The 26032-nt window shown below is 50.9% G+C and carries 29 protein-coding genes, 1 pseudogene and 1 riboswitch; of the genes and pseudogenes, 15 read left to right on the forward strand and 15 right to left on the reverse strand.

The window, feature by feature from the left end:
• The first annotated feature begins 3 nt into the window (after positions 1-3).
• Together AN963_RS26685 and AN963_RS26690 are read left to right on the forward strand one after the other, a co-directional pair.
• On the forward strand, positions 4-525 hold the full coding sequence (locus tag AN963_RS26685) for a DUF1850 domain-containing protein (RefSeq protein ID WP_055747525.1): 522 nt from the start codon (positions 4-6) through the stop codon (positions 523-525).
• On the forward strand, positions 526-2478 hold the full coding sequence (locus AN963_RS26690) for a TRAP transporter permease (RefSeq protein WP_055747526.1): 1953 nt from the start codon (positions 526-528) through the stop codon (positions 2476-2478).
• A 101-nt stretch (positions 2479-2579) separates the two neighbouring features.
• Here the strand turns inward: AN963_RS26690 and AN963_RS26695 are convergent, their stop codons facing one another.
• Positions 2580-3482: a CvfB family protein gene (locus AN963_RS26695; RefSeq protein ID WP_055747894.1), complete on the reverse strand. Its 903-nt coding sequence runs from the start codon at positions 3480-3482 to the stop codon at positions 2580-2582.
• Positions 3483-3680: 198 nt separating this feature from the next.
• On the opposite strand from AN963_RS26695, the gene AN963_RS26700 reads away from it, so the two are divergent.
• Entirely contained in the window at positions 3681-4568 is an 888-nt protein-coding gene (locus AN963_RS26700) for an undecaprenyl-diphosphate phosphatase (protein ID WP_083497069.1), read from the forward strand.
• A gap of 210 nt (positions 4569-4778) precedes the next feature.
• On the opposite strand, the gene AN963_RS26705 is transcribed toward AN963_RS26700, so the two are convergent.
• Positions 4779-5126, reverse strand: coding sequence for a toprim domain-containing protein (locus tag AN963_RS26705; protein ID WP_055747527.1), 348 nt, complete (start codon positions 5124-5126; stop codon positions 4779-4781).
• A gap of 153 nt (positions 5127-5279) precedes the next feature.
• Between AN963_RS26705 and AN963_RS31650 the strand changes: the two genes are divergently transcribed.
• The 7 genes from AN963_RS31650 to AN963_RS26735 all read left to right on the forward strand — a co-directional run bounded on the left by AN963_RS31650 (position 5280) and on the right by AN963_RS26735 (position 12278).
• On the forward strand, positions 5280-5441 hold the full coding sequence (locus AN963_RS31650; RefSeq protein ID WP_169791947.1) for a hypothetical protein: 162 nt from the start codon (positions 5280-5282) through the stop codon (positions 5439-5441).
• A gap of 150 nt (positions 5442-5591) precedes the next feature.
• The gene (locus AN963_RS26710) at positions 5592-6833 is read left to right on the forward strand and encodes an MFS transporter (RefSeq protein WP_055747528.1); all 1242 of its coding nucleotides are present in this window, start codon (positions 5592-5594) and stop codon (positions 6831-6833) included.
• Positions 6834-7478: 645 nt separating this feature from the next.
• Positions 7479-8813, forward strand: coding sequence for an ammonium transporter (locus AN963_RS26715; RefSeq protein WP_055747529.1), 1335 nt, complete (start codon positions 7479-7481; stop codon positions 8811-8813).
• Positions 8707-9876, forward strand: a complete 1170-nt coding sequence (locus AN963_RS26720; RefSeq protein ID WP_236708099.1) for a DUF294 nucleotidyltransferase-like domain-containing protein — start codon at positions 8707-8709, stop codon at positions 9874-9876. The genes AN963_RS26715 and AN963_RS26720 overlap by 107 nt, the downstream gene beginning before the upstream one ends.
• Positions 9877-9888: 12 nt before the next feature.
• Positions 9889-10623: an exonuclease domain-containing protein gene (locus tag AN963_RS26725; RefSeq protein WP_055747530.1), complete on the forward strand. Its 735-nt coding sequence runs from the start codon at positions 9889-9891 to the stop codon at positions 10621-10623.
• Positions 10624-10665: 42 nt separating this feature from the next.
• Positions 10666-11172 (forward strand): GNAT family N-acetyltransferase, encoded by a 507-nt coding sequence (locus tag AN963_RS26730; RefSeq protein WP_055747531.1) that lies wholly within the window; start codon positions 10666-10668, stop codon positions 11170-11172.
• Between the two features lie 116 nt (positions 11173-11288).
• Positions 11289-12278 carry a GNAT family N-acetyltransferase gene (locus AN963_RS26735; RefSeq protein WP_055747532.1) on the forward strand — a complete coding sequence of 330 codons (990 nt, stop codon included), beginning with the start codon at positions 11289-11291 and terminating at the stop codon, positions 12276-12278.
• Between the two features lie 47 nt (positions 12279-12325).
• Here the strand turns inward: AN963_RS26735 and AN963_RS26740 are convergent, their stop codons facing one another.
• The 9 genes and pseudogenes from AN963_RS26740 to AN963_RS26775 all read right to left on the reverse strand — a co-directional run.
• Positions 12326-12802 (reverse strand): YbaK/EbsC family protein, encoded by a 477-nt coding sequence (locus AN963_RS26740; RefSeq protein ID WP_055747533.1) that lies wholly within the window; start codon positions 12800-12802, stop codon positions 12326-12328.
• Between the two features lie 68 nt (positions 12803-12870).
• The gene (locus AN963_RS26745; protein WP_055747534.1) at positions 12871-13590 is read right to left on the reverse strand and encodes an MOSC domain-containing protein; all 720 of its coding nucleotides are present in this window, start codon (positions 13588-13590) and stop codon (positions 12871-12873) included.
• 26 nt (positions 13591-13616) lie between these two features.
• Positions 13617-14417, reverse strand: a complete 801-nt coding sequence (locus AN963_RS26750) for an NAD kinase (protein WP_055747535.1) — start codon at positions 14415-14417, stop codon at positions 13617-13619.
• A gap of 102 nt (positions 14418-14519) precedes the next feature.
• Complete coding sequence (locus AN963_RS26755; protein ID WP_055747536.1) at positions 14520-14972, reverse strand: NUDIX domain-containing protein; 453 nt, start codon at positions 14970-14972, stop codon at positions 14520-14522.
• A 157-nt stretch (positions 14973-15129) separates the two neighbouring features.
• Positions 15130-15528, reverse strand: coding sequence for a YugN family protein (locus tag AN963_RS26760; protein ID WP_055747537.1), 399 nt, complete (start codon positions 15526-15528; stop codon positions 15130-15132).
• Positions 15529-15678: 150 nt separating this feature from the next.
• Positions 15679-16620 (reverse strand): LSm family protein, encoded by a 942-nt coding sequence (locus AN963_RS26765; RefSeq protein ID WP_055747538.1) that lies wholly within the window; start codon positions 16618-16620, stop codon positions 15679-15681.
• 116 nt (positions 16621-16736) lie between these two features.
• Complete coding sequence (thiO, locus tag AN963_RS26770) at positions 16737-17840, reverse strand: glycine oxidase ThiO (protein ID WP_055747539.1); 1104 nt, start codon at positions 17838-17840, stop codon at positions 16737-16739.
• Positions 17841-17962: 122 nt separating this feature from the next.
• A riboswitch (TPP riboswitch) is annotated at positions 17963-18075 on the reverse strand.
• A 64-nt stretch (positions 18076-18139) separates the two neighbouring features.
• Positions 18140-18397: an excisionase family DNA-binding protein gene (locus AN963_RS32395; protein WP_327995524.1), complete on the reverse strand. Its 258-nt coding sequence runs from the start codon at positions 18395-18397 to the stop codon at positions 18140-18142.
• Positions 18380-19729, reverse strand: a pseudogene (locus AN963_RS26775) (glucose-6-phosphate isomerase); the annotation flags it as partial. The pseudogene AN963_RS26775 and the gene AN963_RS32395, both read right to left, overlap by 18 nt.
• A gap of 195 nt (positions 19730-19924) precedes the next feature.
• Between AN963_RS26775 and AN963_RS26780 the strand changes: the two are divergent.
• From AN963_RS26780 to AN963_RS26790, 3 genes are read left to right on the forward strand one after another with little or no spacing between them, the layout of a single operon-like run.
• Positions 19925-21202 (forward strand): efflux RND transporter periplasmic adaptor subunit, encoded by a 1278-nt coding sequence (locus tag AN963_RS26780; protein ID WP_055747541.1) that lies wholly within the window; start codon positions 19925-19927, stop codon positions 21200-21202.
• 31 nt (positions 21203-21233) lie between these two features.
• A complete protein-coding gene (locus AN963_RS26785) occupies positions 21234-21953 on the forward strand; it encodes an ABC transporter ATP-binding protein (RefSeq protein ID WP_055747542.1) in 720 nt (239 codons plus the stop codon).
• Positions 21950-23140: an ABC transporter permease gene (locus AN963_RS26790; protein ID WP_055747543.1), complete on the forward strand. Its 1191-nt coding sequence runs from the start codon at positions 21950-21952 to the stop codon at positions 23138-23140. The genes AN963_RS26785 and AN963_RS26790 overlap by 4 nt, the downstream gene beginning before the upstream one ends.
• Before the next feature lie 571 nt (positions 23141-23711).
• Here AN963_RS26790 and AN963_RS31655 read toward each other — a convergent pair.
• Genes AN963_RS31655 through AN963_RS26795 form a run of 3 tightly spaced genes read right to left on the reverse strand, consistent with a single transcriptional unit; the run spans position 23712 to position 24363 of the window.
• On the reverse strand, positions 23712-23888 hold the full coding sequence (locus AN963_RS31655; RefSeq protein WP_169791948.1) for a hypothetical protein: 177 nt from the start codon (positions 23886-23888) through the stop codon (positions 23712-23714).
• Positions 23889-23938: 50 nt separating this feature from the next.
• Entirely contained in the window at positions 23939-24088 is a 150-nt protein-coding gene (locus AN963_RS31660) for a hypothetical protein (RefSeq protein WP_169791949.1), read from the reverse strand.
• On the reverse strand, positions 24088-24363 hold the full coding sequence (locus tag AN963_RS26795) for a YqkE family protein (RefSeq protein ID WP_055747544.1): 276 nt from the start codon (positions 24361-24363) through the stop codon (positions 24088-24090). The genes AN963_RS31660 and AN963_RS26795 overlap by 1 nt, the downstream gene beginning before the upstream one ends.
• A 98-nt stretch (positions 24364-24461) precedes the next feature.
• On the opposite strand from AN963_RS26795, the gene sspK reads away from it, so the two are divergent.
• The gene (gene sspK / locus AN963_RS26800; RefSeq protein WP_003391014.1) at positions 24462-24593 is read left to right on the forward strand and encodes a small acid-soluble spore protein K; all 132 of its coding nucleotides are present in this window, start codon (positions 24462-24464) and stop codon (positions 24591-24593) included.
• A 28-nt stretch (positions 24594-24621) separates the two neighbouring features.
• Here sspK and AN963_RS26805 read toward each other — a convergent pair whose 3' ends face one another.
• Complete coding sequence (locus tag AN963_RS26805) at positions 24622-25458, reverse strand: glycosyltransferase family 2 protein (protein ID WP_055747545.1); 837 nt, start codon at positions 25456-25458, stop codon at positions 24622-24624.
• A gap of 124 nt (positions 25459-25582) precedes the next feature.
• Between AN963_RS26805 and AN963_RS26810 the strand changes: the two genes are divergently transcribed.
• Entirely contained in the window at positions 25583-25936 is a 354-nt protein-coding gene (locus tag AN963_RS26810; protein ID WP_055747546.1) for a DUF3905 domain-containing protein, read from the forward strand.
• Positions 25937-26032 lie beyond the last annotated feature (96 nt).

Here is a 26032-nt window from a genome sequence, read left to right on the forward strand (position 1 = left end):
TTCATGCTTGTGAGAACACAGAAAGGGCGGACCGCGTTCCGCCTTTTCTCCTTACTGCTTCTACTGGCGGCGGTCACAGGCTTTTGCACGATCCCCTTATTTCCTTCTCTCGTGATTCGAGACACGCTGTCCCACAAGCTCATGTGGAGCAGCAAGATAGCAGACGATACGACCTTTGGCATTCGTTGGACTCATTCCATTCATCGCTCCTTAATTGAAGAGCAATACCGCATCCAGGGCGGACAGATCATTTTGGCGGAAATGTCCTTCCATGACTACGGTATCGGCATGGAAAACGAGCTGTCCCCAGGTGAAGAACTGGTCATCTCGGACGGAGCATTCCGCATTCGTCACATGAACCGTGTCTTTCCTGCCCTCCACTTGTTTATCGGACAGGTGCGGGCTAACCATACTTTGCTTTTCGCAGGCAGTGAGATTCCGCTTAGTTCCATCGACAAACCGGGATCTGCCATTACCATTCAGGCAGAAAAGCGATCCATATTGAGCAAGATAGGAGGCTACTAGATGAGCGCAACAAACACACCCAACATGAGTCAGCAAGAGATGGACAATCTAATTGCCCAGTACGACAAAGAATCAGCTGTACGTCAATTCGTCGGTCCGATGAAGTGGTTCACCTTCCTGCTGCTCATCCTCTTCTCCGTTTACCAGCTGTCCAGCACGCTCTTTCTCACGCTTCCCCCGCAAATTCATAGGCCCATTCACTTGGCATTTGGTCTTGGGCTGGTCTACCTGCTATATGCCGGAAGCAGCAAGGGCGACAAAAACAAAGTAGGGATCGTTAACATCATCCTCGCCTTGCTCGGCGTCGGTGTCTGTATGTACTGGGTATTTGATTACGAAGGCCTGGTCACACGTACAGGAAATTACACCACCCTGGACATGGTGGTTGGTGGCGTTGCTATCCTGTTGGTACTGGAAGCCGCACGCCGCGTCGTGGGCATCCCGATTACTCTGATCGCTTGCATTTTTCTGCTCTACACTTATCTCGGCCCGTACATGCCCGGATTCCTCGAGCACCGGGGCAGTGACGTCGAACGGATTATTGGTCATAGCTACTACACACTGGAAGGGATACTCGGTACGCCACTCGCCGTTTCTTCCACCTTTATCTTTTTGTTCGTTCTGTTTGGAGCCTTTCTGGAAAAGACCGGTGTCGGTGAGTACTTTAACGACTTGTCCCTGGTGATTGCAGGGCGTCGCATCGGTGGCCCTGCCAAAGTAGCGGTCTTCTCCAGTGCACTCCAAGGAACCATCAGCGGCAGCTCCGTTGCCAACGTCGTTACATCTGGCGCTTTTACCATCCCGATGATGAAACGCCTCGGCTACCGTCCTGAGTTTGCCGCAGCTGTAGAAGCCTCTTCCTCCACAGGTGGACAGATCATGCCTCCTGTAATGGGAGCGGCAGCCTTCCTGATGGCCGAATTTATCGGCGTTCCTTATCTGGATATTGCCAAATCAGCGGCATTGCCTGCCATCCTGTTCTTTGTCGGGATCTGGATCATGACTCACTTTGAAGCAAAGCGTCTCGGCCTGCGTGGCTTGACCAAAGAAGAGCTGCCAGATAAAAAAGAAGTTCTGAAAAAAATGTACCTGCTGCTGCCAATCGTCATTATCATTACGGCTCTGATGATGAACATTTCTGCAGAGCGTTCCGCTATCATCGGAATTATCTCGACCATCGTCGTCGGGGCTTTCCGCAAAGAAACACGCATGTCTTTGTCTGATATTCTGGAAGCACTCGCTTCTGGTGCAAGAATGGCACTCGGTGTCGTTGCCGCTACAGCCTGCGCAGGAATTATCGTAGGTACCATTACCTTGACGGGTATCGGTCTGAAGCTCGCGAACGGCTTGATCGACCTGGCAGGTGGACAACTGTTCCTGACACTGTTCTTTACGATGATCGCTTCTCTCATTCTCGGGATGGGGACACCTACTACAGCGAACTACATCATTACATCGACCATCGCTGCACCTGCACTCGTGCAACTGGGAGTGCCGGAAATTGCTGCTCACATGTTTACGTTCTACTTTGGTATCGTGGCTGACATTACGCCACCAGTCGCTCTGGCCGCCTTTGCCGCAGCCGGCATAGCCAAGTCAAAACCGATGCGAACCGGTGTCGAGTCTACCCGATTATCCATCGCCGCCTTTATGGCCCCGTACATCTTTGTTGTTTCACCCGCCCTACTCTTAATCGATACGACATTCTTTGAATCCATCTGGGTCATGTTGACTTCTACTCTCGGAATGATCGGGGTGGGTGCGGGATTGATTGGCTACTGGATGGCAAAGCTTAATCCATTGGAACGCATCCTGGCAATAGCTGGCGGTGTTTTGGCCGTCATTCCAGGTATCGAAACCGACATCGCTGGATTTATCTTGTTGGGTCTCGTATTCGGCTTGTCCCTATACAAAGCACGCAAGCAAAAGCAGCAGCTGCAAGCTTCCGCTTAACCTTTCCTGCCACCACTCATTGAGTAAGTGATTGTAAACAAAAATCCCTCCCGTACGTTGTTCCCTGAGAGAACAGTCACGTACAGGAGGGATTCTTTTTGCTAATCGGTTTTAATGACTTTGGTCCAGCCATCTACTTGCTCGACTCTACGTTCCTTCATCAGCTTACCCAGCGCACGCTTAAAGCTGGACTTACTCATCTGGAATTTTTCTTGGATGATGTCTGCTTCCGTCTTGTCGGTATACGGCATAGCGCCATCACGATTGTTCATATAGCGGAGCAGCTTCTCTGCGTCTTCTCCGTATTGGAGTTCTTTACGCTCCCGCATGGAGCCATTCAATCTGCCATCCTCACGCACGAAACTGACGCGGCACCGTACTGTTTGACCGATTCTCATTCGCTCTGTCATCTCGTCACGGTGGATGAACATAATGTAATCATCCTCGGTCAGCAAAAACGCCCCAGCTGCAATGACTTTGTACACCGTAGCTTCCACATTTTTGTTTTTCATGCTCTCATCTGCCAGAACGGAAATCTGCATGACTTCTTGTTCCGTCACAGGCTTTGCCAAAAGTCTGCCCAGTTTGTCCTGCTTCAGAGCCACCAGCATGCGATCACCGGGTCGCGGCCACTCATCCCTCAACTTTGGCAAATCGTCAACGAACACCAGCAGATGCTTGTTGATCCCGTTGTCCAAAAACACGCCCATACGCGACGAGAGGTCCACTACCTCCAGCCAGCCGTACTCACCCATCCCTACATAGGGCAGGTCCATCGTGGCAGCCAGACGGTTTTCGTGGTCGTGGTACAGGAATACCTCGACCTCGTCGTCCATATCCAAAGGTCCATGCGCCTCATTCTTATGCAAAAATACTTCGTCTTTATCCGACCGTAAAAAGTAACCAATGTCGGTTTTACGTGCCACCGTCATTTCCAGTGTCATCCCCGCTTGTAATTGACTGGGCGGTGTATTCGTCCGTACCTGTTTGTTCTTATTGTACATTGCGACCAATTCCTCACTCTCGTCCATCATGCACACTAAATATACCCGTCCGGCAGGGGAAAATACCACAACTTTTTTCCACGCATCCATACGGAAACACCGTAAAACAGGCAAGTCTTGTACAAGTGGACATACATATGACAATAAGGATTTTCTGCCATTTCTCTATCCACTTGACGTTAGGAGTGACTGTTCCGTATGCTTCTGCTACTCGAACATATCTTTTTAGGTATCGTGCAAGGCTTGACCGAATTCTTGCCCATTTCCAGTACTGGTCACCTCGTCCTGTTCCGCAAGCTATTTGGCTTGCAAGAAGCAGGTCTGTTATTCGATACGATGTTGCATCTAGGGACACTCATTGCCGTGGTCATCGTCTTTTGGCGGCAAATTCAATACATCCTCACACATCCTTTTAGCAAGCTGACGAAGCTACTAGTTGTCGGCACGATTCCGACAGCCGTCATCGGTCTCGCCTTTGAGGACTATTTTGAAGAAATCTCGCGAACCGGCGTCACGATCGGCTGGGAGTTTCTCGTGACTGGCGCCATAATCTGGGGAGTGGAATCCATGCGCCGAGGACGCCGCACCTTTGACCAGATCAGTTACACGGACGCCTTGATTATTGGCACCCTGCAAGGAGCTGCCATCCTCCCGGCCATTTCCCGTTCCGGACTTACCATTGCCGGTTCCCTCATGCGTGGGATCGATCGAGCAGATGCGGCTCGTTTTTCGTTCTTGCTCTCCTTGCCGGCCATCTTAGGGGCATGCGTCCTGCAAACAGCCAAGCTCGCCAAAGCGCCATTAGAGACTTCTCTACTGATCCCGATGATCGTCGGCACGATGTTTTCGGCAATCGCCGGCTATTTCGCCATTCGCTGGATGCTGAAAATCATCAGTACGGGCTCCATGAAAGGCTTTGCCATCTATGTATGGATCTTGGGGATCATCATTCTCGCCTTCCAGTGGTGGGGTGGTAACCAAGATATAGGTAAAGCCAGCTACAGAGAGCCGGCTTTTCATTTGCTTTCTTCCTTATCAGGATACCGGCTCGCCACGAGTTTCCCGACTAGAATCACGATCCCGTAAAAGGCAGCAGCCAGTATAGAAGTCCCTAGCCACGTCGGCGTCCCCAGTGCCAAATACAACAAGGCGTGAGCGATCCAAATGCCTGCCAACCACGCGAGGACGTTCATACGGTTGAAAAAGCTCATCAGACTACGCAAATCGACTTGCACCTCCCACCAATCCATCTATTTATGTTATAGCCGATGAGCTGGTGTTTTATCCCCCTTGTATTCAACCAAGTTCGAGGTGTAGAGGATCGACTGCGAAGCCTGCCCGCTCCAGAATGTCTGCCAATACTTGCAGCGGCGTATTCGCTACTTCCCCGTACATTTTTTGCGTGTGCAGCTGTATCGCCTGAGGGAAATCTTCCATTAAGTGTGCACGTAATTTTTTCCCACTAAAGTCTTCATCCGTGAACAGATACACTTCCTCAGCTTCTTGGGTTAGTTGGACGAGCTCCTCTCCCTTTTCAGGGCTATAGGTCCCATACGTGCACAGAATCGTAACGGGCTCCGCCAATACTTTCAGTAGCCGCTCCCTATCCGTTTTTCCTTCCACAATAATGACACAATCTGCCATTCCCGATCCCCCCTGCTCCGCTTCTTTGTCTTTGTAGTATACCTGTCATTTCCGTTCCTAACATCCTGGGCAAGATGTGGATGAGTAGGTCACCCGATTGTTTGGCATCGTATAGGGGAACCCGACAAAACGGTTGAAGAAGGAGCGATCCACATGTCCAAATGGAAAAGCGCGAAAAACTTGAATCAAAAAGGCTTGGCTGTCACGGGCTTGACCAGCAGCACCGTCGCGGACGACACCCACACAGAAAGTAACCAAGGATCATCTCAACAACAGCAAAATCAACAAAACCAAACTTCCTCCAGCGAATCATAAAGAAGCCGAACTCCGGCTTCTTTTTTTCATCTCGCATCCCAACACGCATCCTCGCACAAGTATGAATCCCTTTACTTTCCCCGTCGCCCTTGCTAATCTTTAGATAAAAATTATTTTTTTGAATATTTGACAAGACAAAGGAGATCAGGTGTGGAAGCTTCGTTATGGAAAAACAGCTCGTTCCTGAAGCTATGGCTCGCACAGATGACAGCCAACATCGGAGATCAGTGCTACAGCTTTGCTTTGCTCTGGTATTTGCTGCAGGCGACAAAATCAGGAGCTGCCCTCAGCTTGCTCGCTATTCCTGAGATGGTCGCTGGCCTCCTGTTCTATCTGATAGGAGGCGTGCTCGCTGACAGATACAGCCCTCGCCTGCTAATGGTAGGCGCCGACGTCGCGCGAATTGCGGTGGTCATTTCTGTAGGAGTCATGGCTGCTTTAGGAATCGAGCAATTTGCTTTCTTTTTAGCTGCACAGTTTTTGCTTGGCGTTTTTTCTAGCTTGTTTCAGCCAGCCCGGACAGTGGCTCTCAAAAGCATTATCCCGATGGAACAACTGAGCCGTGCAAACGGGATTCTGGACACAACCTTTCGCACCATTCGAATTTTGGCACCGATGACGATCGGATTACTCGCATCAACAGTTCCACTTTCGACACTCTTTTTCGTGAATGCCGCCAGCTATCTTCTCTCCGTTCTTTTTATCTTCGCGATTCGCCATTCGCTAAAGAGTCAAACGGATGGTCCAACAAGCAAGCTGACTGTCCAGCAGTACAAAAAGGATATCGCCACCGGAGTGAGTGAGCTTCGTCAGAATCGCTATTTGTTTCAAATCCTGTTGTTCGGCAATCTGGGATATCTAGTCTGGCTCGTCACCTACAATGTCGGCTTTCCTTTTCTAGCTGAACGCATGGAGCAAGGGAACGGCAGTACCCTCGCCATGCTGATGGGCTTTTACGGGATTGGTAACTTGCTGGGAAGTCTTTTTATGTCACGTGCGTACTATACCCGTCATTTATTTGTCATCCTGATCGGCTGGTTGATGCAGGCGGGCGGTTTTCTGTTCTTGACGGCAGGCGCCTCATTTCATTGGATTGCCTTTTTAGGAGCTGCTCTCGCCGGAGTCGGTGGGCCACTTATCGGGATTCCGACTGTGACCGCCATTCAAGTAAAAGCAACGGATTCCAATGTCGGGAAAGTGTACGCCATCAATATGCTGATGTTTACCTTCTTCGGCATGCTGTCGAGCAGTCTGGGTGCGATCTGGCTCGGGAAGCTTCCAGTAGAACAGCTCTTCCTGATCAGCGGCTTGTTTTTAACAGCTTTGACGATTGTCGGACTGCTCGTGGAAAAACGTAACGTAACCACAAAACACCAATCTTTCGACGCGTAGTCTGAAGGATTGGTGTTTTCATTATGATTTGTTAGAAAAATGCGGGAAGGTCACCCGTGTCCTTTAATTTGTGGTCGATCAGACTGTAGTGGAGGCGAGGAAAAAGGAGAAAACGCTCCAGCTTCATGGGAACACCTACTCGGGGGCATCCCTGTCCATCTCCATGAAAAAAAACGAAACCGCGTCCAAAGCAGCCGTCTCAGGGAGCTACTCAGAGGTGGACGTTTAAAAGCGTGTTTCGCTTTTTTCCCTTGAATATCAGCAAAAAAATAGTCTGATAGAAACTACACTTGCTCGCAGGAGAAGCAGGTTTCCAGGCGGAGCGACTTCGGAACCCCGCTTAGCGGAACAACGAATTCACGGGATCAAGAAGCGGTAGCTCTGTGTTCGCTGCGAAGCGGCTACTACTTTACCGCTTCCCCGTGAATCTTTGTGGAGTGGACAGTCTATACTCCATTGCAGGGTGTAGACCGGAGCGGAGATCGGAAACCTGCTTCTCCCCCGCCACAGCTATGTTGATATCAACGCGAGATTAAAATTTCTGAAAGTCACAAAAAAAGAATTGCAACGCGACTTTTCATGTCATATAATCTGACATAAATAAATGAAGTGTTAGGAAAACTAACACAAAGAGGAGTGGATTGAATGGAACCGACTCTAGCGCAACTCTCTTCTGCCATTGATGCCACGTGGGTCATGGTATCCGCGATTCTGGTCATCCTCATGCAAGTAGGCTTTGCACTCTTAGAGGCTGGATCGACTCGCATGAAAAACGCTGGTCATGTTGCCGGCAAGACCGTTCTCACTTTCGGTATTTGCTCAATCGCATTTTGGGCGCTAGGCTTTGGCCTGACATTCGGGGACGGAAACTCCTTCCTCGGCCTATCCGGATTCTTCTTTGACGGCAACTCCACGGACTCTTTTTCCGCTTTTTCCGCAGCTACGGTTCCTATTTCTATCCTCTTTTTGTTCCAGCTAGCCTTTTGTGCAGTATCTCTCGCCATCGCCTGGGGCGGTTTTGCAGAGCGCGCCAAGCTGTCTATTTATTTCATTTTCAGCGTATTGTTTACGGTCCTCATCTATCCTGTTGTGGGTCACTGGGTATGGGGTGGCGGTTGGCTCGCCCAGCTCGGTATGCAAGATTTCGCTGGATCGACGGTGGTCCACTTGCAGGGCGCAATCGTTGCTCTCGTAGCTACCATTCTCTTGAAGCCTCGACTCGGTAAATACAACCGCGATGGCAGCTCTAACCTAATTCCTGGTCACAACCAAGTGTATTCCGTTCTCGGCGTGCTTTTCCTGTGGATCGGCTGGTTCGGTTTCAACGCAGGTTCTACACTCGGCAGTACCTCTGGATTCTTCGGCTACATCGCCATGACGACCAACCTCGCAACTGCTGCAGGCGCTGTCGCAGCTCTGGCTATCTCCTGGATTGTCATGGGCAAAGCTGACATCCCGAGCATGCTGAATGGTGTTCTTGCCGCATTGGTAGCTATCACTGCTTCTTGCGCGTTCGTAGATCCTTGGGCAGCTGTGTTGATCGGTGCTGTGTCAGGTATTTTGACATTCTATACATCTATCTGGTTTGACCGTATCGGTATCGACGATCCGATCTTCGCCTTCTCCGTCCATGGCGTTGCGGGGATCTGGGGAACATTGTCCACGGGTCTGTTTGCAACACCTGAGCTCGCTGAAAAAGTGGGCGTCGGTGGACCTGGATTGTTCTACGGCGGCGGCTTCCACCAGCTAGGTGTGCAAGCGCTTGGATTGGTAGGAGCGATTGTCTACGTGTTCGTCATTTCTTACATCATCCTGTCTGTATTAAAAGCTACGATCGGTCTGCGAGTAACTGAAGAAGAAGAGGTGGTTGGTCTTGACCTTAGCGAACATGGGGGATACGGCTATCCCGAACTTCTCCAGCCAGAACGCGTACAACCCACTGCAACCGCCAAAGCGAGTGCCTCTCACACTCTCTCCTGAGCAACTAGAGCGGATCAGTAAAGCAGAAACCTTTCGTGAGTTGTCTCTCATCCGTCAGGAACTGCTGGACACGACTCCTCTGCGTTCATTAAACCGCGCAGGCGAGATAGCTCCTTTTGCCATCGTGGTCAATCTGATACACGACAGCATCATTCGGCAAAGCATACTTTTAGCAGTGGGCGAATTGGCGAAAAGGGGCGTGGGAACACCCCCCGTCCCTTTTGCCTTTCTCCAGTTTGGCAGCGGTGGACGCTATGAACAGGCACTCATCAGCGATCAGGACAACGGTCTCGTCTACCTGCTCCCCGATTATCTGGATGTGGCCAGTATAGAGAAAGTTCACAGCTTTTTTCACCTCTTGGGGGCGACGATCGTACAAGGTCTGGAGGAAGCTGGCTATCCTCCTTGCCAAGGAAATGTGACTTGCGTTTCACAAAAATGGCGGGGCAGTGTCGAACAATGGATCGAACGTCTGAACGGTTGGGCCTCTCACCCCATCTGGGAAAATGCCCGTTATTTGCTGCTCGCCAGTGACGCCCGTGTGCTTTGGGGCGAATCGGCTATTTTCCAACCTGTTTTGGATCATTTTCGTCGCATGCTCGCCCACAACGCTTTTCTGATGAGCCGACTCGTGAGCAACACCTTGCATTATCGGGTGCCTCTCGGATTGTTTGGCCGGATTTTACCAGAGGTCAACGGTCGCTTTCGTGGCGCCATCAATTTGAAGTACGGTGTCTATCTGCCCATCGTCAATTGTGTTCGCCATTTCGCCTTATCCAATGGGATTTTTTGCAGCTCGACGCTCGAACGGCTATCTTTGCTGCGAGAAAAAGGCGTGTGGTCTAAAAGCTTTTGCGATGAAGTGGAAAACCACTTCCGTCCATTACTCGGCTTGCGTCTGATCGCTCCACTCCACTGGGAGGACGGACAATACACCAGCAACAGCTACATCAAACTAAGAGAACTGTCAGCCGACACCACCGTCATGGCGAGAGGGGCCATGAAATTGGCTATTCGTCTGCAGCGGATGACAGCAAAGCTCCCATCCGTCTCTGAGGGGTAGGAGGGAACATCTTTGGCAAAATGGGATCTATTTGGGCGTTTATGGCACATGAATCGTGATACAGCAGGAGCCCAGGGAGATTGGAAAATCGGGCACAACGACGGCGACAAGCACCACCTCGCCTTTCTTCGATCGCTGAATAAAGAACGAAAACAGGCTGATTCGGGCGCGGACATGCCGCTTGCGGATCTCGAAGTCGTCGTCGTCGATTTGGAGACAACGGGCTTCTATCCGGATCATGGTGATGCGATCATTTCGATTGGTGCAGTGGCGATGAAAGGCGATAAACTATTACTAGGGGACTCCTTTTACACGCTGGTCAATCCCGGGCGCACCATTCCTCCTCATGTCAGCTCTCTGACAGGGATTTCGGATGAGATGGTCTCCAGTGCCCCTGATTTATTGCTAGCCATGTCCCGGTTCTTCCGGTTTGTCGGTGATCGTCCACTAGTCGCACACCACTCCCGCCATGAACGTGAATTTTTTCGGGCAGGATTGTGGAAGACCAGTCGTCGTCCCTTGACACATCGCATGCTCGATACGATGCTCTTAATCCGGTTGCTGAGCAATCCGATTGGCAACGGTTCGTTGGATGCCCTTTGCGCCCAACATGACATCCCGATCTCCCGACGCCATCACGCGTATTGCGATGCTGTAGCTGCGGGTACTTTGTGGGGGAAATATTTACTCAAGGCCCAAGACGCTGGCTATACGGATCTGCGGCAAGTATACGAAGCCTTGCGGTGACCATCACACGCGAAAAAGTCTTTTCGCAAAAGAGGGAATGTTATGGTGCTCATAAGAGATGCACATTTGCGTGATTTACCAGCCATGCTGGCCATCTACAATCAAGCTGTGAACACACTTGTCGCCACCTTTGACCTGGAAGAGCAGAGTCTAGAGCAGCGCGAAGTATGGTTTCACAAGCACGGGGGGCGTTATCCTCTAGTCGTCGCAGAAGATGAAGGCGAGGTCATCGGCTATTGCTGTCTTTCCGCTTTTCGTGAAAAGCCAGCGTACGGGAAGACGGCCGAGCTTTCCATCTACATCGCGGAAAATCAGCGAGGAAAGAGCGTTGGTTCCGCTCTGATGACCGAAATCCAGAAGCGTACACGGGAGCTGGACTACCACGCCGTGATCAGCGGGATTACGGGTGGAAACGAAGCCAGCGTCAGACTCCATGAGAAGTTTGGATTTAGCCTCGTCGGGAAACTGCGAGAGGTTGGCTTCAAATTTGGGGAATGGCATGACGTCCATTATTATGAGTGGATGGTAAAGGAAGCACCTAGCTCGTAAAAGAAAGAATCCGCCCTCTGAAAAGCAGGACGGATTTTTTGTATGCAACCTGTTTTGGTATTTGTTAAAATATTGAAAATGAAATCCATCTATTTTTAACTCCAAGGAGTGTCTTCATGACCGTTTACTTGCGCCCCTTTCAAATCCCCGAAGACTATGTCGCGCTCTCAACCTTTTACAATCAGCTTCAACCAGGATCCCTTACACCGGATGACCTGGCTGCGGAGGACAAGCAGATTCCTGCCCAATCCCGCCTTTTTCTTGATGTGAATCAGCAGCTAGGCGGCTTTGGCAGAGAGCGCATCGTGGCAGAATCTACGGAAACCAAGGCTGTGATCGGCTACGCGCAAATCTGGAGAGCTCCGTGGACACCTCCCGGGTGCCTGTCGAGCTTGTTTTATGTAGAGCCAGAGCATCGGGGACAGGGCGTAGGTACTGCTCTTCTCTCCCACCTCATCCAGTGGGCGAAGCAACAGCAGGCAGATATCGTCATGTCCGAGCTCAAGGACTGGATTCCTCACTCTCTGGCTTTCGTCGCCAAACACGACTTCACAGTAGATGCCCATGTCTTTGAGCTGCATGTGGATTTGGATACGTTTGATGCGCCAGAAATGGAAGTCATGCTCTCCTCACTTGAACAAAGCGGGATTACGTTTTGCACACTCGCCGACCTGTCTCCCATTCAGGAGCAATCTATGGAAAAGATATACCATTTGTATGCCGAAACACTGAAGGACAATCCGGGACATGTCGGCGAATTGCCCGAATTGGATGAGTGGCGTCGCGAGGCCTTTCCACAAGACTCCTGTGATCCTGAGCTTGTGTTTATCGCAGCAGATGGTGAGCGTTTTGTAGGCGTGACGACGGTCTTTCACACAGACCAGCCAAGCATCAAATACACGGACTATACGGGTGTTGCCCAGGATTATCGGGGACGCGGAATTGCTCGTGCCCTCAAGCTACTCTCCATTCATGCCGTCAAAAAGCTGGGGGCTAGTACCTTGTCTACAGAGACAGAAGCGAAAAATAGCCCCATGCAGGCTGTCAACCGAAAACTCGGTTACGTGCCGGGCAAAGGGCATTATCGTATCATCAAATGTTTGTAAGCAAACGGGGATATCTATTCATAAAACCGATTCGTCACATGCTACTTTCACTCCGCCGAGGCGGCATCAATGACATGACCGTTCGTCATTTGCAACAATTGCTCAAAGGATACGGGTAAGAGTGATTCCGCGATTCCAGCAGCCGTATACACGAGAGAAAACCGCTGCAAGGAAGCATCAATAAAAATCGGCACTTCCTGCTGCAACGCAAACGGACATACCGCACCTACCTGAAATCCGGTAACCGTCTCGACTTCTTCTGGCGAAGCCATTTTCGCCTTCACTCCGTTGAACGCTGCCTTGACTTGCTTTGCGTGGATACGGACATCTCCAGCTGCTACAAACAGAGCGTATTCCTCATTGACACGAAACAGGATCGACTTGGCGATTTGGCCAATCTCTACACCCAATGCCGTCGCAGCCTCCTCCGAAGTCTTCATCGGCTCAGGAAAAAGAAGTGGCACAAGCGAAGGCTCGTACTGCTGTACATAACGCTCGACTCTCTCTAGTGGACTCCTATTCATCGTCTACCCTCGCTTTCTATAGATTAACGTAAAAGCGGGATGCCCTGGTAAAGGACAACCCACTTTAGTTATTCGGACACATACACGGTGTCCCCTTCTGCGAGCATACCTGGTGTGATGACCGAAGCGTACACGCCAAAGTGATTGTCATGTCGCTTCACACAAGTCTTCAACACGGCAGGATTCATTTTCAGCGTATCGGGATCGATGTTGACGTACATGCAGCGCTCGCAATGCCGGTTTACCTGCAAAACGACATCATTGATCCGAATCTGTTTGCCGATCCAGTGATCTTCCGCGAAAGGCTCATCGTCCTCCAGTACGACGACGAGATTTCCCCGAAATCTTCTCGGATCCAGCTCATCTTCCCCGATCAGCCGCGCGATTTCACGCAGCGATGCATCGGTCACGAGCAGAATATGATCCTCCCAGTTCTTGCCGCCTTCCAGGGGTGTGCTTCTACCGGGCTGGATCGGTCGTTTGGCTGTCTCTGCTACATGCGAGAACAGCGATTCCCCCCACGTATGGGTACTCCCGTCTTTTGCCACGACGTACACCTCGGGATATTGCTGACTCGTCGATTCCTCTGTAAAGGTCGCGGTGTAACCGAGAAGCGCGGGTACGACGTCAGCACTGAGAAATTTACCATTGCGAGATTCGTCCAGGAAGTAGTAGCCTCGGTCTCCATATAAGCCAAAGGCATCCACCTGACATTGCGTCAGCTGTTCCCCGCGCATCGCCTTTACCGGATGACGAAAGATGCTTTGTAGTCTCCCCACTTGTTTCACGAACTTCTCTCCCCTTTGTCATTTCTCTATCCTTTGATAAATGAATTACGTACGCGGCTCCAAAAGGTCAGTCGCTTGTAACGGGCAAACTTCACTTTTTCCTGACCGACTCTACAAGAAATGGAACGAACGTCCTTCCAGATGTCCTGCTCACGATCCAACCCAATCATAATCTCCGGATTCATGACGATAAGCTCCACTTCATGGTGCTTGGGTAAGACCAGCGAGCTGTTGATTGTCCGATACGCCTGATTGTTGATGGAGGCGATCTCGGAGAGCTGAATCGCTTCGATCGATGGGTGTACGATAGCTCCATCTACTGCCTTGTTGTAAGCCGTGCTGCCTGATGGGGATGAGACGATCAATCCATCTCCGCGAAATGTCTCCAGCTCGTCACCGTTGATGTAGACACATGTCACCAACGTAGAGAGCGAAGCATTGCGCAAGACGAGTTCGTTTAACGCCCATTTGTCATAGACCTTCCCATCTCGCATCGTGATGCGGCACTCCACAATCGGATATTCTACGATGGCTGGTTGGGCTTGCTGCACCAATCGCTGTACGAATTCATCGAGCTCTTCGGGTCGCCAGTCGGCATAAAATCCCAGGTGACCGGTATGAATCCCTACGTAAGATGGCTCAATGCCATATTGATGGACAGCTTCCAGCAGCGTTCCGTCGCCGCCAATCGAGAGCACCATGTCTGGATGATCATCGGGCCCATCCACAAACTGGTACGGGCTGTCCGTCGCCCCAAGCTTCTCTTTCAAAGCATGTTCTACTTCCCTTGTATAGTCGTCATTTCGCAGTACAGTCGCAATCTTCATGCTGATCTGCCCTCACTTTTATCCTTGCAAGCTCCAAAATCGCTTTTCTTTTTTTCTCACTATACCACATGAAATTGCCAGATGCATGGAAACTCCTTTTCCCTACCAACGATCTTCCTGAAAGGCTTGATTACGAAATTCCTCTAGCCTCCTGAGCGTGGCTGGGGACAAGTCATCTGGGAGCTGATCCCACTGAAAAAACTGCATCTCAGCCACTTCCCCATCATTTCTAGCCCGCTTCTCGTCGATGCGTCCATCCGTGATATGGAAGAGTGCAATGTGATCACGCTTGCCTTCTCGTTCACTGTAAAAGAGATGGCACAACCTGATTTTCCCCGCCAGTACTCCGCATTCTTCTAGCAGTTCCCTACGAGCGGCAGCGAAAAAAGACTCCCCTCTTTCCACCCCTCCGCCAGGCAGATACCATCCCTCCACGTAGGTGTGGCGAATTAACAACACGCCTTTTTGCTCATCTGTCACGATCGCTCTGACCCCAAGGGTGATCGGCTTGCGAATTTTCCAATACCATCTTTGCCATGAATGGTACCATGCCATGGTTTCTCCTCTCCCGTGCTTTTATTTTGTATGATCGGAATGGATAAAGACTCTATGATTGATAGTATAAGCACGACAATGACTTCCTGCGCCAAGGCTCGGCAAAATCATTCCCTGCACGACAAGGAAAAGGCGGGCCTCTCAACGGGCCCACCTTCTACGCCAGGCGATTTTCCAGTTCTTTGACGATGGCCTCTGCTTTGCGCATCCAGCGAGAATCCACCTCTGCGTCCTTGTCCAGCGGCTCTTGAAACTGGTTCATTGCTGAAGAAGCTAACGGTTCGTAATATCCGATATCCTGCTCCACACCAGTCTGGTAGACATGCTTGAGCACAAAGGGATGCCCCAGCTCAATCCATGCGTCAGCACTGTCCAGCTCGCCCTGAAGTACCTTGATTGGCAAGCGCAGGAACACCATATTCTGATCGTCTAATGCTCGGTCAAAGTACCCTTGCTCGTAATCCCAATTCGCCAGCGTAAAGTTCGGCTGGAGCGTTTCACGAAAATAGCCAAACGTCCCTTTGGTTCCAGGCAAGCTGCTTTGTATCGGTTTCATCGCCCATCCCTGCCTTTCCAGATTCTGATTGTAGTGTGCGACAAAGCAGGCGGTTGTACTCACCTGATCAACCCGTAAAAGAAAACAACAAAAAAACAACAAGTCCCCGAACCAAAAAAGGTTGGCAGAGACTTGTTGAAAGGCTTGCATTTAGAGCAGGGCGATGGTGAGCAAGGTAAATAGCGCCAAAGGAATGATCTTGCGGCCGTTTCCGCAAGCGCGTCTTCTTCTTTTCGGTGCTGGAACGATGACTGCTGCTTTTGGCGGTGGTGGCGGAGGTGGTGGAAAGAAAGGAAAGCACGGAACTGGCGGCGGGAATGGTGGAAATGGCGGGAACGGAGAGAGATAGGGATTTTGGCCACTAAAAGGGCTGACTTGGCTGAACGGCGACTTCTCCGTGTGATAAGGGCTGACCTGGCTATACGGCGATTTCCCAGTGTGATAAGGGCTGACCTGGCTAAATGGTGCATTCTCATTACCATAAGGATAGCCTGTTGGGTTGCTGCTGCTGCCATATGGGTTGACCTGTCCATACGGATTGCTACTACTTCCGAACGGGCTCATTTGCCCGTAGGGGCTCATCTGTCCGAAGGGACTCATTTGCCCATAGGGGCCCATCTGACCGTAGGGATCCATCTGGCCGTAGGGACCCATCTGACCGTAGGGATCCATCTGACCATAGGGATCCATCTGGCCGTAGGGATCCATCTGGCCATAGGGATCCATCTGGCCGTAGGGACTCATCTGCCCATAAGGACCCATCTGACCGTAGGGATTCCCTGGAAACATGCCGACATCAACATACGGATTCCACTCCGGATAGTCTCCTCGGCCAGCGACTTCCTCTACCTCATAGTCATCTATCATCTCTGCGGCTGGATCGTAGTCTGGATCGTCTACTTCGACATACACGTTTTGGTCGTCAAAATCCACGATCACGCCTTCAAATATTTGTCCGTCAATCGCTTCAATGCGCACTTTTTGTTCCAAGTGCTCTTTTACAATATTGTGTACATTATGGCGTATATCCTTGATCATGCTGACTGTCTGAAAGTCAACCTGATAAAGGTTTTTGTCATCCTCAGACTGCATGGAAACTCCTCCCCTTCTGGTGTTTCTTTATTACCATATACAAGAGCCCATGGGGAGGTGTACCGTTTTTGGGCTTCAGACTAGCCCATTTTATCGAAAAGCAGCTGGGAACGGGATCAAGAGAGGAATCGGCTGGGCAAGAAAGGCTCTATCTTGTCTGTCCGTCCGCTCTCGATATAATCAGCAATACGCTTGGCGGTAATCGGGGATAACAGAATACCGTTACGGAAGTGCCCCCCAGCGAGTGAAAGTCCTTCCCAGCCCGGGACGGGGCCTAACAACGGTTTGCCGTCAGCGGTAGCCGGGCGCAATCCTCCCCACGCCTCCAAAAATGCTGCTGCATGCAGGGCTGGCACATAGGGCATGACACCATTCAGAATACTCGCCAGACCAGCCATCGTGACTTCTCGCTGGAAGCCACTCTCGTCCTCCGTCGCTCCAATAACGATTTTGCCGTCTTTTTTCGGCGTGATGTAACCAGTCGTACCAAAAATCACCGTGCGCAATGGGATGCCTACAGACGAGACAGCGGCAATCTGTCCTCGCACAGGCCGCACTGGAATAGCTACATCGAGCATTTGCATCATGATGCCAGCCCACGCTCCGGATGCGATAACCGTTTGGTCTGCCCGAATAGGACCGGAAGTAGTCTCGACTCCGACGACGCGACCTGATTTTACCGCGATCCCACTGACGACGCATCCGGACAATAGCGTTACGCCCTGAACCCGGCAGGCGGTTACGAGCGAACGCAGCAACAGTCGGTTATTGATATGCCCTTCACCCGGAGAGTAAATGCCCGCCACCACTTGATCGCTCAAAAGGGGCTCGACGTCTCGCAGTTCATTGCACTCCAGCCAGTGTACATCATGGCCCGCTTCCTTTTGCCAGTGGTGCTTGGCTTGTAGCTGCTCCCGTTCCTGTCCGTTCAAGGCTACGGTGACGAGCCCTTCCAGACTCAGCTGCACATCACCTGATGCCCGTTCCTCCAGCTCCTGCGCCCATTCCGGATACAAATGCAGAGACTCCATTCCGAGATCGAGCATCGGTCCCGGAGATGCAAATTCTTTTAACGGAGCCAGCATTCCTGCCGCTGCCGAAGATGCCTGGCCGCCCCAATCTCCCTGCTCGATCAAAGTGACTGCTAATCCTCGCCGTGATAGCTCATACGCCACGCTCAGTCCAATAATTCCTCCGCCCACTACCAGACAATCACTCATCTTCTTCTCCCCTTATCTCCTGCTGCCTATTTGACGATTTATTGTTCGGAACAACAAAAAACCCACCCATTCCTCACAGGAAAAGGTGGGGCTCATACGCCATATACAAAAAACAAAGCGCTGTTCGCTCGCAACCACATCCCTGCGCCGGCATGATCCGGATCAGGTGCAATGGGTCGATGGTCGTCGCTACCATCCTCTCAGCCCCGCGTGAAGGACTCCCCAAGTTGCTTTCCGTATGTCATTTTCTCAGACCAGTATAGACCTCTTTCTGACGATCTGACAAGTTCAAAAAATAATTAATCTTCATCCTTCACGTCATAGCTTTCCGGAATTGGCTCGTGTCGGGAAGCATCCTCCCACTCCCGCAATCTGCGCAGCTCCTCCAGATGATGCTTGAATTGTTCTTTGTTAATTAAGTATTCAGTTCCATCGTGAACCGTCCGAATCCGGCCCTCTTTAATCTTTTCCAGAATAAACATCTCCGGGAGCTCCAAATATTCCGCCGTTTCGGAAACGGTCAAATACGTCTTGTTCTCTTTCAATCTAGCCTCCAATTCCGCTTTCTGCCGTTCGTAGCCGGGCTTGCCTAGCAAAGCAAACATGTTGGCTTTGTACGCCTCCACTCCGGGCTGATCGAACGGATTGACGCCCAGTAAATAGCCGCTGATCCCACATGCTTTTTCAAAAAAGTAGATCAGGCCGCCCAGATGGTAAGCTGATGCCTTCGGTATTTCCACCAATAGATTGGGCACGCCTCCATCCACATGTGCCAATACTGTTCCTTCGAAAGCCTTTTTATTGACAAACCCCATCCGTTTGCCCGTCAGGAAATTCAAGCCATCCACATCCGTGGGATCCTCCTGTACGGTCACATCCACAGATGGCGTCGTTACGGATATGACGGTCTCAAACAACTGTCGCATACCATCCTGTATGTACTGGCCCATCGAGTGAAGATCCGTTGAAAATTCGGCAGACGCAGGAAAAATTCCTTTGCCATCCTTGCCCTCGGATTCTCCAAAAAGCTGTTTCCACCATTCAGAGAAATAGCGGAACTGCGGCTCATAGCTGACTAACAGCTCCACCGTCTTGCCTTTTCGATACAGGGCATTGCGAATCGCTGCATACTGATAGCACGGATTTTCTAGAAGTTCACGTGCCATGTACTGCTCTCTTGCATCTGCCGCCCCTTGCATGAGCGCATCCAGGTCAGCTCCGCTCACGGCAATCGGTAGCAACCCCACGGCCGTCAATACGGAGTATCTACCTCCGATATCGTCAGGGATGACAAAGCTCTCATACCCTTCCTCGTCTGCCAGCTTCTTCAAGGCTCCACGAGCTTTATCCGTGGTGATATAGATTCGTTTTTTTGCTTTATCTCGCCCGTACTTCTCGACTAGCCAGTCACGAAGCAGGCGAAAGGCAATCGCAGGCTCTGTAGTCGTGCCGGATTTGGAGATGACGTTGATCGACACATCTTTTCCATCCAGGACGTCCATCAAGTGGGAGATGTAGACTGGGCTGATGTTGTTGCCTACAAAATAAATTTCCGGGGCGCGCCTTTTTGACTTGGGCAGCAGATTGTAAAAGCTGTGTCCCAAAATGTCCAAAACCGCCTTTGCCCCTAAGTAAGAACCACCGATTCCTATCACCAAAAGCACATCTGAATCAGACTGAATACGTGCTGCCGCTTGTCGAATCCTTTTGTATTCGATGCGGTCGTACTGTTCGGGCAGATCCACCCACCCGAGAAAATCCCTGCCTGGTCCTGTCTTGGTGTGCAGCATCTCATGCGCTTGTCCAATCGCTGGAGCGAGCAGCTCCCATTCATGTGGCCTGACAAAAGCAAGAGCGTTGGAGTAGTCAAAACGAATCGCTTGGTTCATGGCTCCCCTCCCAGAACGTCTTCTATTCCTTATCTTATCACGCAAAATCCACAGAAAGTACTTTCCGCCAAAACATAGCAAAATGTGACTGGAATGTGAACAATTCGGCACTTCTGTTACCTTTTGTCTACCATTCCGTAAAACCTTCGGGAAACGAAATAGCAGAATTAGAAAAAACATCCAAGGAGAATGATCATGAAAAAACGCTGGTGGATCATCGGTTCCGTCGCTGTCGTTCTGGTCGTTGGCGTCGTCGGAGTCAACATGATGGGCTCCAAGCAGGCGATGGGCCTGCCAGTAAACATCGGAGTCGCGACCAAATCTGCATTGGAAAGCAAGATCTTGACGTCGGGGGTCGTCACCGTAGAGGACAAGCAAAAATTATTTACCAACGTAACAGGTACCTTGCGCGAATTTTCTGTAAAAGAAGGCGACAAGGTAAAGAAAGGGCAGGTCATCGGCAAGATCGACACGACAGATGTCGAAAGCAGGATTCTTGATCTAGAAGCGCAGCTTGAGCTGGCAAAGGCCAACCTCGCCAAAGTACAAGCCGGAAACGAACCGGAAGAAGTGGCACAGGAACGTGAACGCTTATCACAAGCACAGCGGGAGTACGATACAAACAAACGGGAGTACGACCGAATCAGCCAGCTCCACGCCTCGGGAGCCTCAACCCTACAAGAGCTGGATAAAGCCAAGTCAGCCGTAGATTCCTCCCTCTCGACCCTGAATGTAGCCAAGCAGCAGCTTGCGCTCAAGCAAAAGGGGCCGCGCAAGGAAGAAGTCGCTTCCCAGCAGGCACAAATCAACAAACTATTGGTTGAAAAAGGGCAGCTGGATAAAGAGCGCGTCCAAAGCGTCGTCGTTGCTCCGGCTGATGGAACCGTCATTGCACGCGCTGCTGACAACGGTCAATACGTAAATAAAGGCACGGAAATCCTCACATTGGCAAATTTGGACCATTTGCTGATCGAAGCCGATATTAATGAGTCCGATGTGAACAAGCTGGGGCTAGGACAGAGCGCTGTCATCGAAGGAACCACGCTGGGCAAACAAAAGCTGAACGCTAAAGTGTCCCGCATCGCTCCGATTGCGACGACGACGCAGAGCAGCTCTGGTCAAGGAGAAAAGACGCGTGTCAAAGTCACTCTGGAGCCTACCTCCAGTGAACTCGCAGCCCTGAAACCGGGCTTTCACGTCGATATCAACATCACCGTCGAAAAAATCGAGAATGCCCTGCAAGTACCCATCGAGTCCATCCAGCAGGATACGGATGGCAGCACGTTCGTCTGGGTAGCTGCGAACGGCGCAGCCAAAAAGCAAAAAGTCGAAACCGGCATGGAAAACGAACTCTTTTCCCATATTCGCAGCGGTCTGAACGGCGACGAGCAAATCATCCTAAGCCCATCCGATGGAATGGCAGAAGGAACTCCTGTCATGCCGATGTCTGGCTCAGCACCGATGGGCATGTAACCACTTTGCAAGGAAAGGAGGTCAGCCGACAATGCTACACGTGGAAGGCTTGACGAAATCATACAAGACGGGAGATTCGACTCTGCCCATCTTAAAAGGCGTCTCCTTGCTAGTGGAAAAAGGAGAATTTGTCGCGATCATGGGACCATCGGGGTCAGGTAAATCGACCTTCATGAACATGCTCGGCTGTCTGGACCGACCAGATAGCGGTACGTACATGCTCGATGGGCTCGAAATCAGCAGTCTTAAGGATAAGCAGCTGGCACTTGTCCGAAATCAAAAGATTGGGTTTGTCTTTCAGTCCTTTAATTTATTGGCACGCTCCACCTCTCTGCATAATGTAGAGCTACCAATGATGTACGCCAACATCAGTCGAACAGAACGGCGCAATCGGGCCACAGAAGCACTGAAACGGGTCGGCTTAGCAGAGCGCATTCATCACAAGCCTACACAGCTTTCTGGTGGACAAAAGCAGCGGGTCGCCATTGCACGCGCACTCGTGAATCGCCCCGCGATCTTGCTGGCGGACGAACCGACCGGTAACCTCGACAGTCGGTCCGGTACTGAAATCATGGCGATGTTTCAGGAGCTTCACGAGCAAGGCGTCACTATCATCCTGGTTACGCACGAGATGGACATCGCTCAGCACGCCCAACGGATTGTGACATTTAAAGACGGTATTATCATCCGAGACGAACGCGTTACAGATCGGTTGTTTGCCTCTGCGTCTGACGAGGTGATCGTAACATGAATTTACTGGAGAGCTTCTACACCGCCATCGAAGGCATCTGGGCCAACAAAATGCGCTCCGGTCTTACCATGCTGGGCATTATTATCGGGATTACGTCCGTTATCGCCGTCACGACGCTCGGGGAAGGCGGACAAAAAGCCATCAACCAGGAAATGGATAAGTTTGGGAAGTTCACTTTCAACGTCTACACGAACTGGGAAAGCAAGGAAGAGTCCTCGTCTGACGATCTGACGGTAGAAGATACAGAGGTCCTCGGTAAGATCAGTCCGGCAATTGAATACATCGTCCCATACAACTCCAGCACGGTCGAAATGAAGGGTCCCAAAAAGGAAGAACGAGTCAATATTACGGCTACCACTCCTGACTACTTCGCCATGCAAACGACGATGAAAGTAGCCAAGGGACGCTTTTTCAATGAGACAGACGACAAGGAACAGCGCGCTGTCATCGTACTCGAGGATGCGCTGGGTAAAAAGCTGTTCGGGCAAATGAATCCGCTCGGTCAACGCGTACGCTGGGGCAACAACTCTCTCGTCGTCATCGGTACGTATACGGAAGAAAAATTCAAGTTTGATATGGGTGCGCAATCCTTTGGTGCTTATGTACCCATCCGTTATCAGCTGAGCTTGCTAGAAGAGCCGTACGTGCAAATGTTCATGGGTAAGGCCAAGGACAAAGAGTCCATCCAGCCTGCCATGCAGCAGACGACGCAATATTTGGCACGCAAGCACCAGAAGCAGGATCACTATATGGCCCGCAGCATGCAAGAGTCTGTCGATCAGTTTAATCAGCTGACAGGTACACTCACGATGATCTTTAGTGTCATCGCAGGAATCTCACTAGTAGTCGGTGGGGTGGGCGTCATGAACATCATGCTCGTCTCTGTCACCGAGCGGACCCGTGAGATCGGAATTCGCAAGGCATTGGGGGCACGAAGGCAAGACATCCTCATCCAGTTTTTGATCGAGTCGGTCATCGTCTGCCTCATCGGTGGCTTGATCGGAGTATTGTTCGGTCTGGGGATCGCTGCTCTGATTTCCCACTTTGCCAATTTACCGCCGCTTCTGTCCTGGAACAGTGTCATTATCGCTTTCGCCTTTTCCAGCGCGATCGGGATCTTCTTTGGTCTCTATCCAGCGAATAAAGCCGCCAAGCTGGATCCGATTGAAGCATTGCGCTACGAGTAAGTTGGCGTAAGAAAACCTCTATCGAGGCATGTTCATGGAGGAGCGACCGCGTTTAAGCTTAAAGTTATTCTTGCTGAATCAGGCGGATTCTCAAAGAAGTGTTATACTTTCTGATTCAGTAAGAAAAACGTGGATATTGTGCCCGCGTCCTTTGGTTTGGTGGAAAATCAAACGGTGGTGGAGGGAAGGAAAAAAGGGAAAACACTACAGCGATAGGGACACTGGCGCAACCATTTGGACAATAAGCTTTCCCCCTTGAATAACTAAAAAGGTGGCTAGAATCCACAAAAGCTCGCAGGAGAAGCAGGTTTCCAGGCGGAGCGACCCCGGAACCCAGCTTAGCGGAACAACGAATTCACGGGATCAAGAAGCGGTACCTCTGATTTCCCCTACGTAGCGGCTACTACTTTACCGCTTCCCCGTGAATCGTTGTGGAGCGGACAGTCTAATCTTCTTCGCAGGGTGTAGGCTGGAGCGCAGATCGGAAATTTGCTTCTCTCCACCCCGGCTATGTAAATAAGCCCATACCACAAAAAACAAGCACCTGCCGCCAATCGCTGCAGGTGCTTGTTTACGTTGGTACTGTATCCGTCATCAGCTTCAAAAGAAAAAACAGCGCAATCCCCGCGACTGCCACCGTCCACCAAAGCGGTTTGCTATCCATTTTGCCCGTCTTGTAAATGCCGATCAGCTTCCAGGTGCCCACGGCCACGCAGAGGAGACTGATCAGGAGCAGGATTGTCCCCATGATCTCCCTCCCTTCCCTCTCCTAGCTATATGGGAAGGGGAGAAAAAAAATCACTCCTTTGGCACATCCTTTTTTCCTAAACGGTTCAAGACAGCTCGTCCTCTTTGCTTGATCGACTCGTCTGATACGGTGAGCTCACGCTTTTTCATCATGCCATTTTTCGAAGTATCCGGTCGGTCGTTTTGCTTTCCCTCACGCATCAGCTGTATTTGCCTTTGCCTTTTTTCTCATAGTCATCGAGCAGCTCGCCAAAGCTTTTGTTCTTTTCGCGTTCTTCCTGCTCACGGCGTTTTTTCTCGGCTGCTTCCTGCGCTTGTCGCTCGCTCTCGGCCTTCATATCTTTTTCCAGCTGCTTTAATTTTCCAAGCGCATCGGCATTCAGCATTTCTTTTACGTTCAGACCACTTTTTGCTTCTGTGGCTGCTGCCGCCTCATGTGACGGACGCTGCGGCTTGCGTTGCTGTTTTTTGGCCATCTGATTCCCAACCCTTTCTGTATCCTTATAATGCCCTCATTCAATGCCATCTGTCTGGTCATACTATTTGCATCCGACATGAAAGAGGAGGTAATAACATGGTACGTAACAAGGCGAAAGACTTTGGCAAAACCGCTGAAATCCGCGGACCAAAGGCTCAATCCGAAGCCGTACGTTCTGACGGCTCCATTAATAGTGAACCACAAGAGCGGTTAAAAGAAAACCGTTGATCACGCAAAACAGACCAAACCGCCGTTCCTATTGGACTCGGCGGTTTTTCTTAGAGACGCTCTGTTCCCTTGCTTTTCGGATCACTCGTTCCTGCTTGATCAACGTGAGTTTGTCGTCAAACTGGAAGCGGCACCCTTTTCGCCACAGCCTTTTTGCCAAATCCCGTTCCATCTCAAGCCGCGGCAATTCCTTGCACCTTCCCATTCGAAAAAGATTGTCGCGAAGAATGGAGACATGCTGGGTCTGAAATAACGTCCAAGGCGATCGATGGTGCTCCAGCCGCGGACCGTATTTTTGTCGAATCGCATGACGCTTCTCTGCTTCCGGGCATGGTAATCCTATGTGAAAAGGCAGTCCTCCAACAATCTGACTTTCCTCCAGCAAAGGAACCGTGCAATGCTGCGTATAGGGCCGTTTGATATGTGGGTATTGTACCAGCCATTCCCTGCACTCCTGCTGCTGGATGGGGCTGAAATCGGGTTCGTAGACTGAATAGATGCGCTTGGTCCCGAGACCCAACAAGACCAGCTCACCGGAATGATCATGGGCATGCTGATGAACGCCAATGAATTCCCGCGGTACGATCATGTTGCAGGACAGTAGAATGATCAGTTCTCCACTCGCCTGCGCGAGCCCGGTATTGAGCAGGTGGTAATACGGCATTCGTCTGCGGAATCGGACGACTCGCAGCGGATAATGGGCATGAAACCGCTCGATTCTTTCTGCAATTCCGTCACAGGATGCATTGTCAATCACGATCACTTCGAATTCTTCAAATGCCGTGAATTGCAAATTCAGGCTAAACAAGGTGTACAGGAGCTGATCGGCTGCATCTCTGACCGGAATGACGACACTGGTAAGCATCGGATCTCCCCCTTTTTATAATGTATGCCACCAAGCCATAGTTGGGCTGGGCGCACAAGGTATAAGGGGATTGGTCTTGATGCATCTTATCTAAAGAAGCCTTCCCACAAAGGAGGTCCTACTGATGGACAAAGACAAACGGGAAACGAAAGAAACGGAGAATATCGCCATCGACGGTACGCTGCCACACCAAATCAGCGCCCCGGACTTCAAAAACTCGTCTCGCTCGATCCAAAAGCCGTTCGTCAACGAATTTGGCGTCGTGATCGGAGACAGCTTTTACGATTCGCAGGAGTCTCCCATCAACAGCTGGAGTACAGAAACGGATCCTTCCATCATGTCGGGGGATCAGTGGGTACATCCGACCAACGACATTGGCTGGAACTCGTATGAAAATAGAGAAATGCTGGAGGACAAACCGTTTGTTGGAGCCCGTTTTTCACACCCTACCCATGATGTGAGCAAGGGCAAAGACTAACGTTTCCTCCCTATGTAAAAAGCCCATTCGGTGCAGTCTCAATTGCCGGATGGGCTATTCGTTTGTGGTACAATGGGCGATAACGAGATGAGAGGA

It is taken from the genome of Brevibacillus choshinensis (assembly GCF_001420695.1).
Classification (GTDB): Bacteria; Bacillota; Bacilli; order Brevibacillales; family Brevibacillaceae; genus Brevibacillus; species Brevibacillus choshinensis.

Coding starts and splice junctions, on each gene's coding strand:
- AN963_RS26795 (WP_055747544.1), bottom strand. CDS start 24,363: ATGGCCAAAAAACAGCAACGCAAGCCGCAGCGTCCGTCACATGAGGCG.
- AN963_RS26715 (WP_055747529.1), top strand. CDS start 7,479: ATGGAACCGACTCTAGCGCAACTCTCTTCTGCCATTGATGCCACGTGG.
- AN963_RS26790 (WP_055747543.1), top strand. CDS start 21,950: ATGAATTTACTGGAGAGCTTCTACACCGCCATCGAAGGCATCTGGGCC.
- AN963_RS26750 (WP_055747535.1), bottom strand. CDS start 14,417: ATGAAGATTGCGACTGTACTGCGAAATGACGACTATACAAGGGAAGTA.
- AN963_RS31655 (WP_169791948.1), bottom strand. CDS start 23,888: ATGGGGACAATCCTGCTCCTGATCAGTCTCCTCTGCGTGGCCGTGGGC.
- sspK (WP_003391014.1), top strand. CDS start 24,462: ATGGTACGTAACAAGGCGAAAGACTTTGGCAAAACCGCTGAAATCCGC.
- AN963_RS26690 (WP_055747526.1), top strand. CDS start 526: ATGAGCGCAACAAACACACCCAACATGAGTCAGCAAGAGATGGACAAT.
- AN963_RS26705 (WP_055747527.1), bottom strand. CDS start 5,126: ATGGCAGATTGTGTCATTATTGTGGAAGGAAAAACGGATAGGGAGCGG.
- AN963_RS26695 (WP_055747894.1), bottom strand. CDS start 3,482: ATGTACAATAAGAACAAACAGGTACGGACGAATACACCGCCCAGTCAA.
- AN963_RS31660 (WP_169791949.1), bottom strand. CDS start 24,088: ATGCGTGAGGGAAAGCAAAACGACCGACCGGATACTTCGAAAAATGGC.
- AN963_RS26785 (WP_055747542.1), top strand. CDS start 21,234: ATGCTACACGTGGAAGGCTTGACGAAATCATACAAGACGGGAGATTCG.
- AN963_RS26810 (WP_055747546.1), top strand. CDS start 25,583: ATGGACAAAGACAAACGGGAAACGAAAGAAACGGAGAATATCGCCATC.
- AN963_RS26740 (WP_055747533.1), bottom strand. CDS start 12,802: ATGAATAGGAGTCCACTAGAGAGAGTCGAGCGTTATGTACAGCAGTAC.
- AN963_RS26735 (WP_055747532.1), top strand. CDS start 11,289: ATGACCGTTTACTTGCGCCCCTTTCAAATCCCCGAAGACTATGTCGCG.
- AN963_RS26760 (WP_055747537.1), bottom strand. CDS start 15,528: ATGAAACCGATACAAAGCAGCTTGCCTGGAACCAAAGGGACGTTTGGC.
- thiO (WP_055747539.1), bottom strand. CDS start 17,840: ATGAGTGATTGTCTGGTAGTGGGCGGAGGAATTATTGGACTGAGCGTG.
- AN963_RS26805 (WP_055747545.1), bottom strand. CDS start 25,458: ATGCTTACCAGTGTCGTCATTCCGGTCAGAGATGCAGCCGATCAGCTC.
- AN963_RS26730 (WP_055747531.1), top strand. CDS start 10,666: ATGGTGCTCATAAGAGATGCACATTTGCGTGATTTACCAGCCATGCTG.
- AN963_RS26780 (WP_055747541.1), top strand. CDS start 19,925: ATGAAAAAACGCTGGTGGATCATCGGTTCCGTCGCTGTCGTTCTGGTC.
- AN963_RS26765 (WP_055747538.1), bottom strand. CDS start 16,620: ATGCAGTCTGAGGATGACAAAAACCTTTATCAGGTTGACTTTCAGACA.
- AN963_RS26755 (WP_055747536.1), bottom strand. CDS start 14,972: ATGGCATGGTACCATTCATGGCAAAGATGGTATTGGAAAATTCGCAAG.
- AN963_RS26700 (WP_083497069.1), top strand. CDS start 3,681: ATGCTTCTGCTACTCGAACATATCTTTTTAGGTATCGTGCAAGGCTTG.
- AN963_RS31650 (WP_169791947.1), top strand. CDS start 5,280: ATGTCCAAATGGAAAAGCGCGAAAAACTTGAATCAAAAAGGCTTGGCT.
- AN963_RS26685 (WP_055747525.1), top strand. CDS start 4: ATGCTTGTGAGAACACAGAAAGGGCGGACCGCGTTCCGCCTTTTCTCC.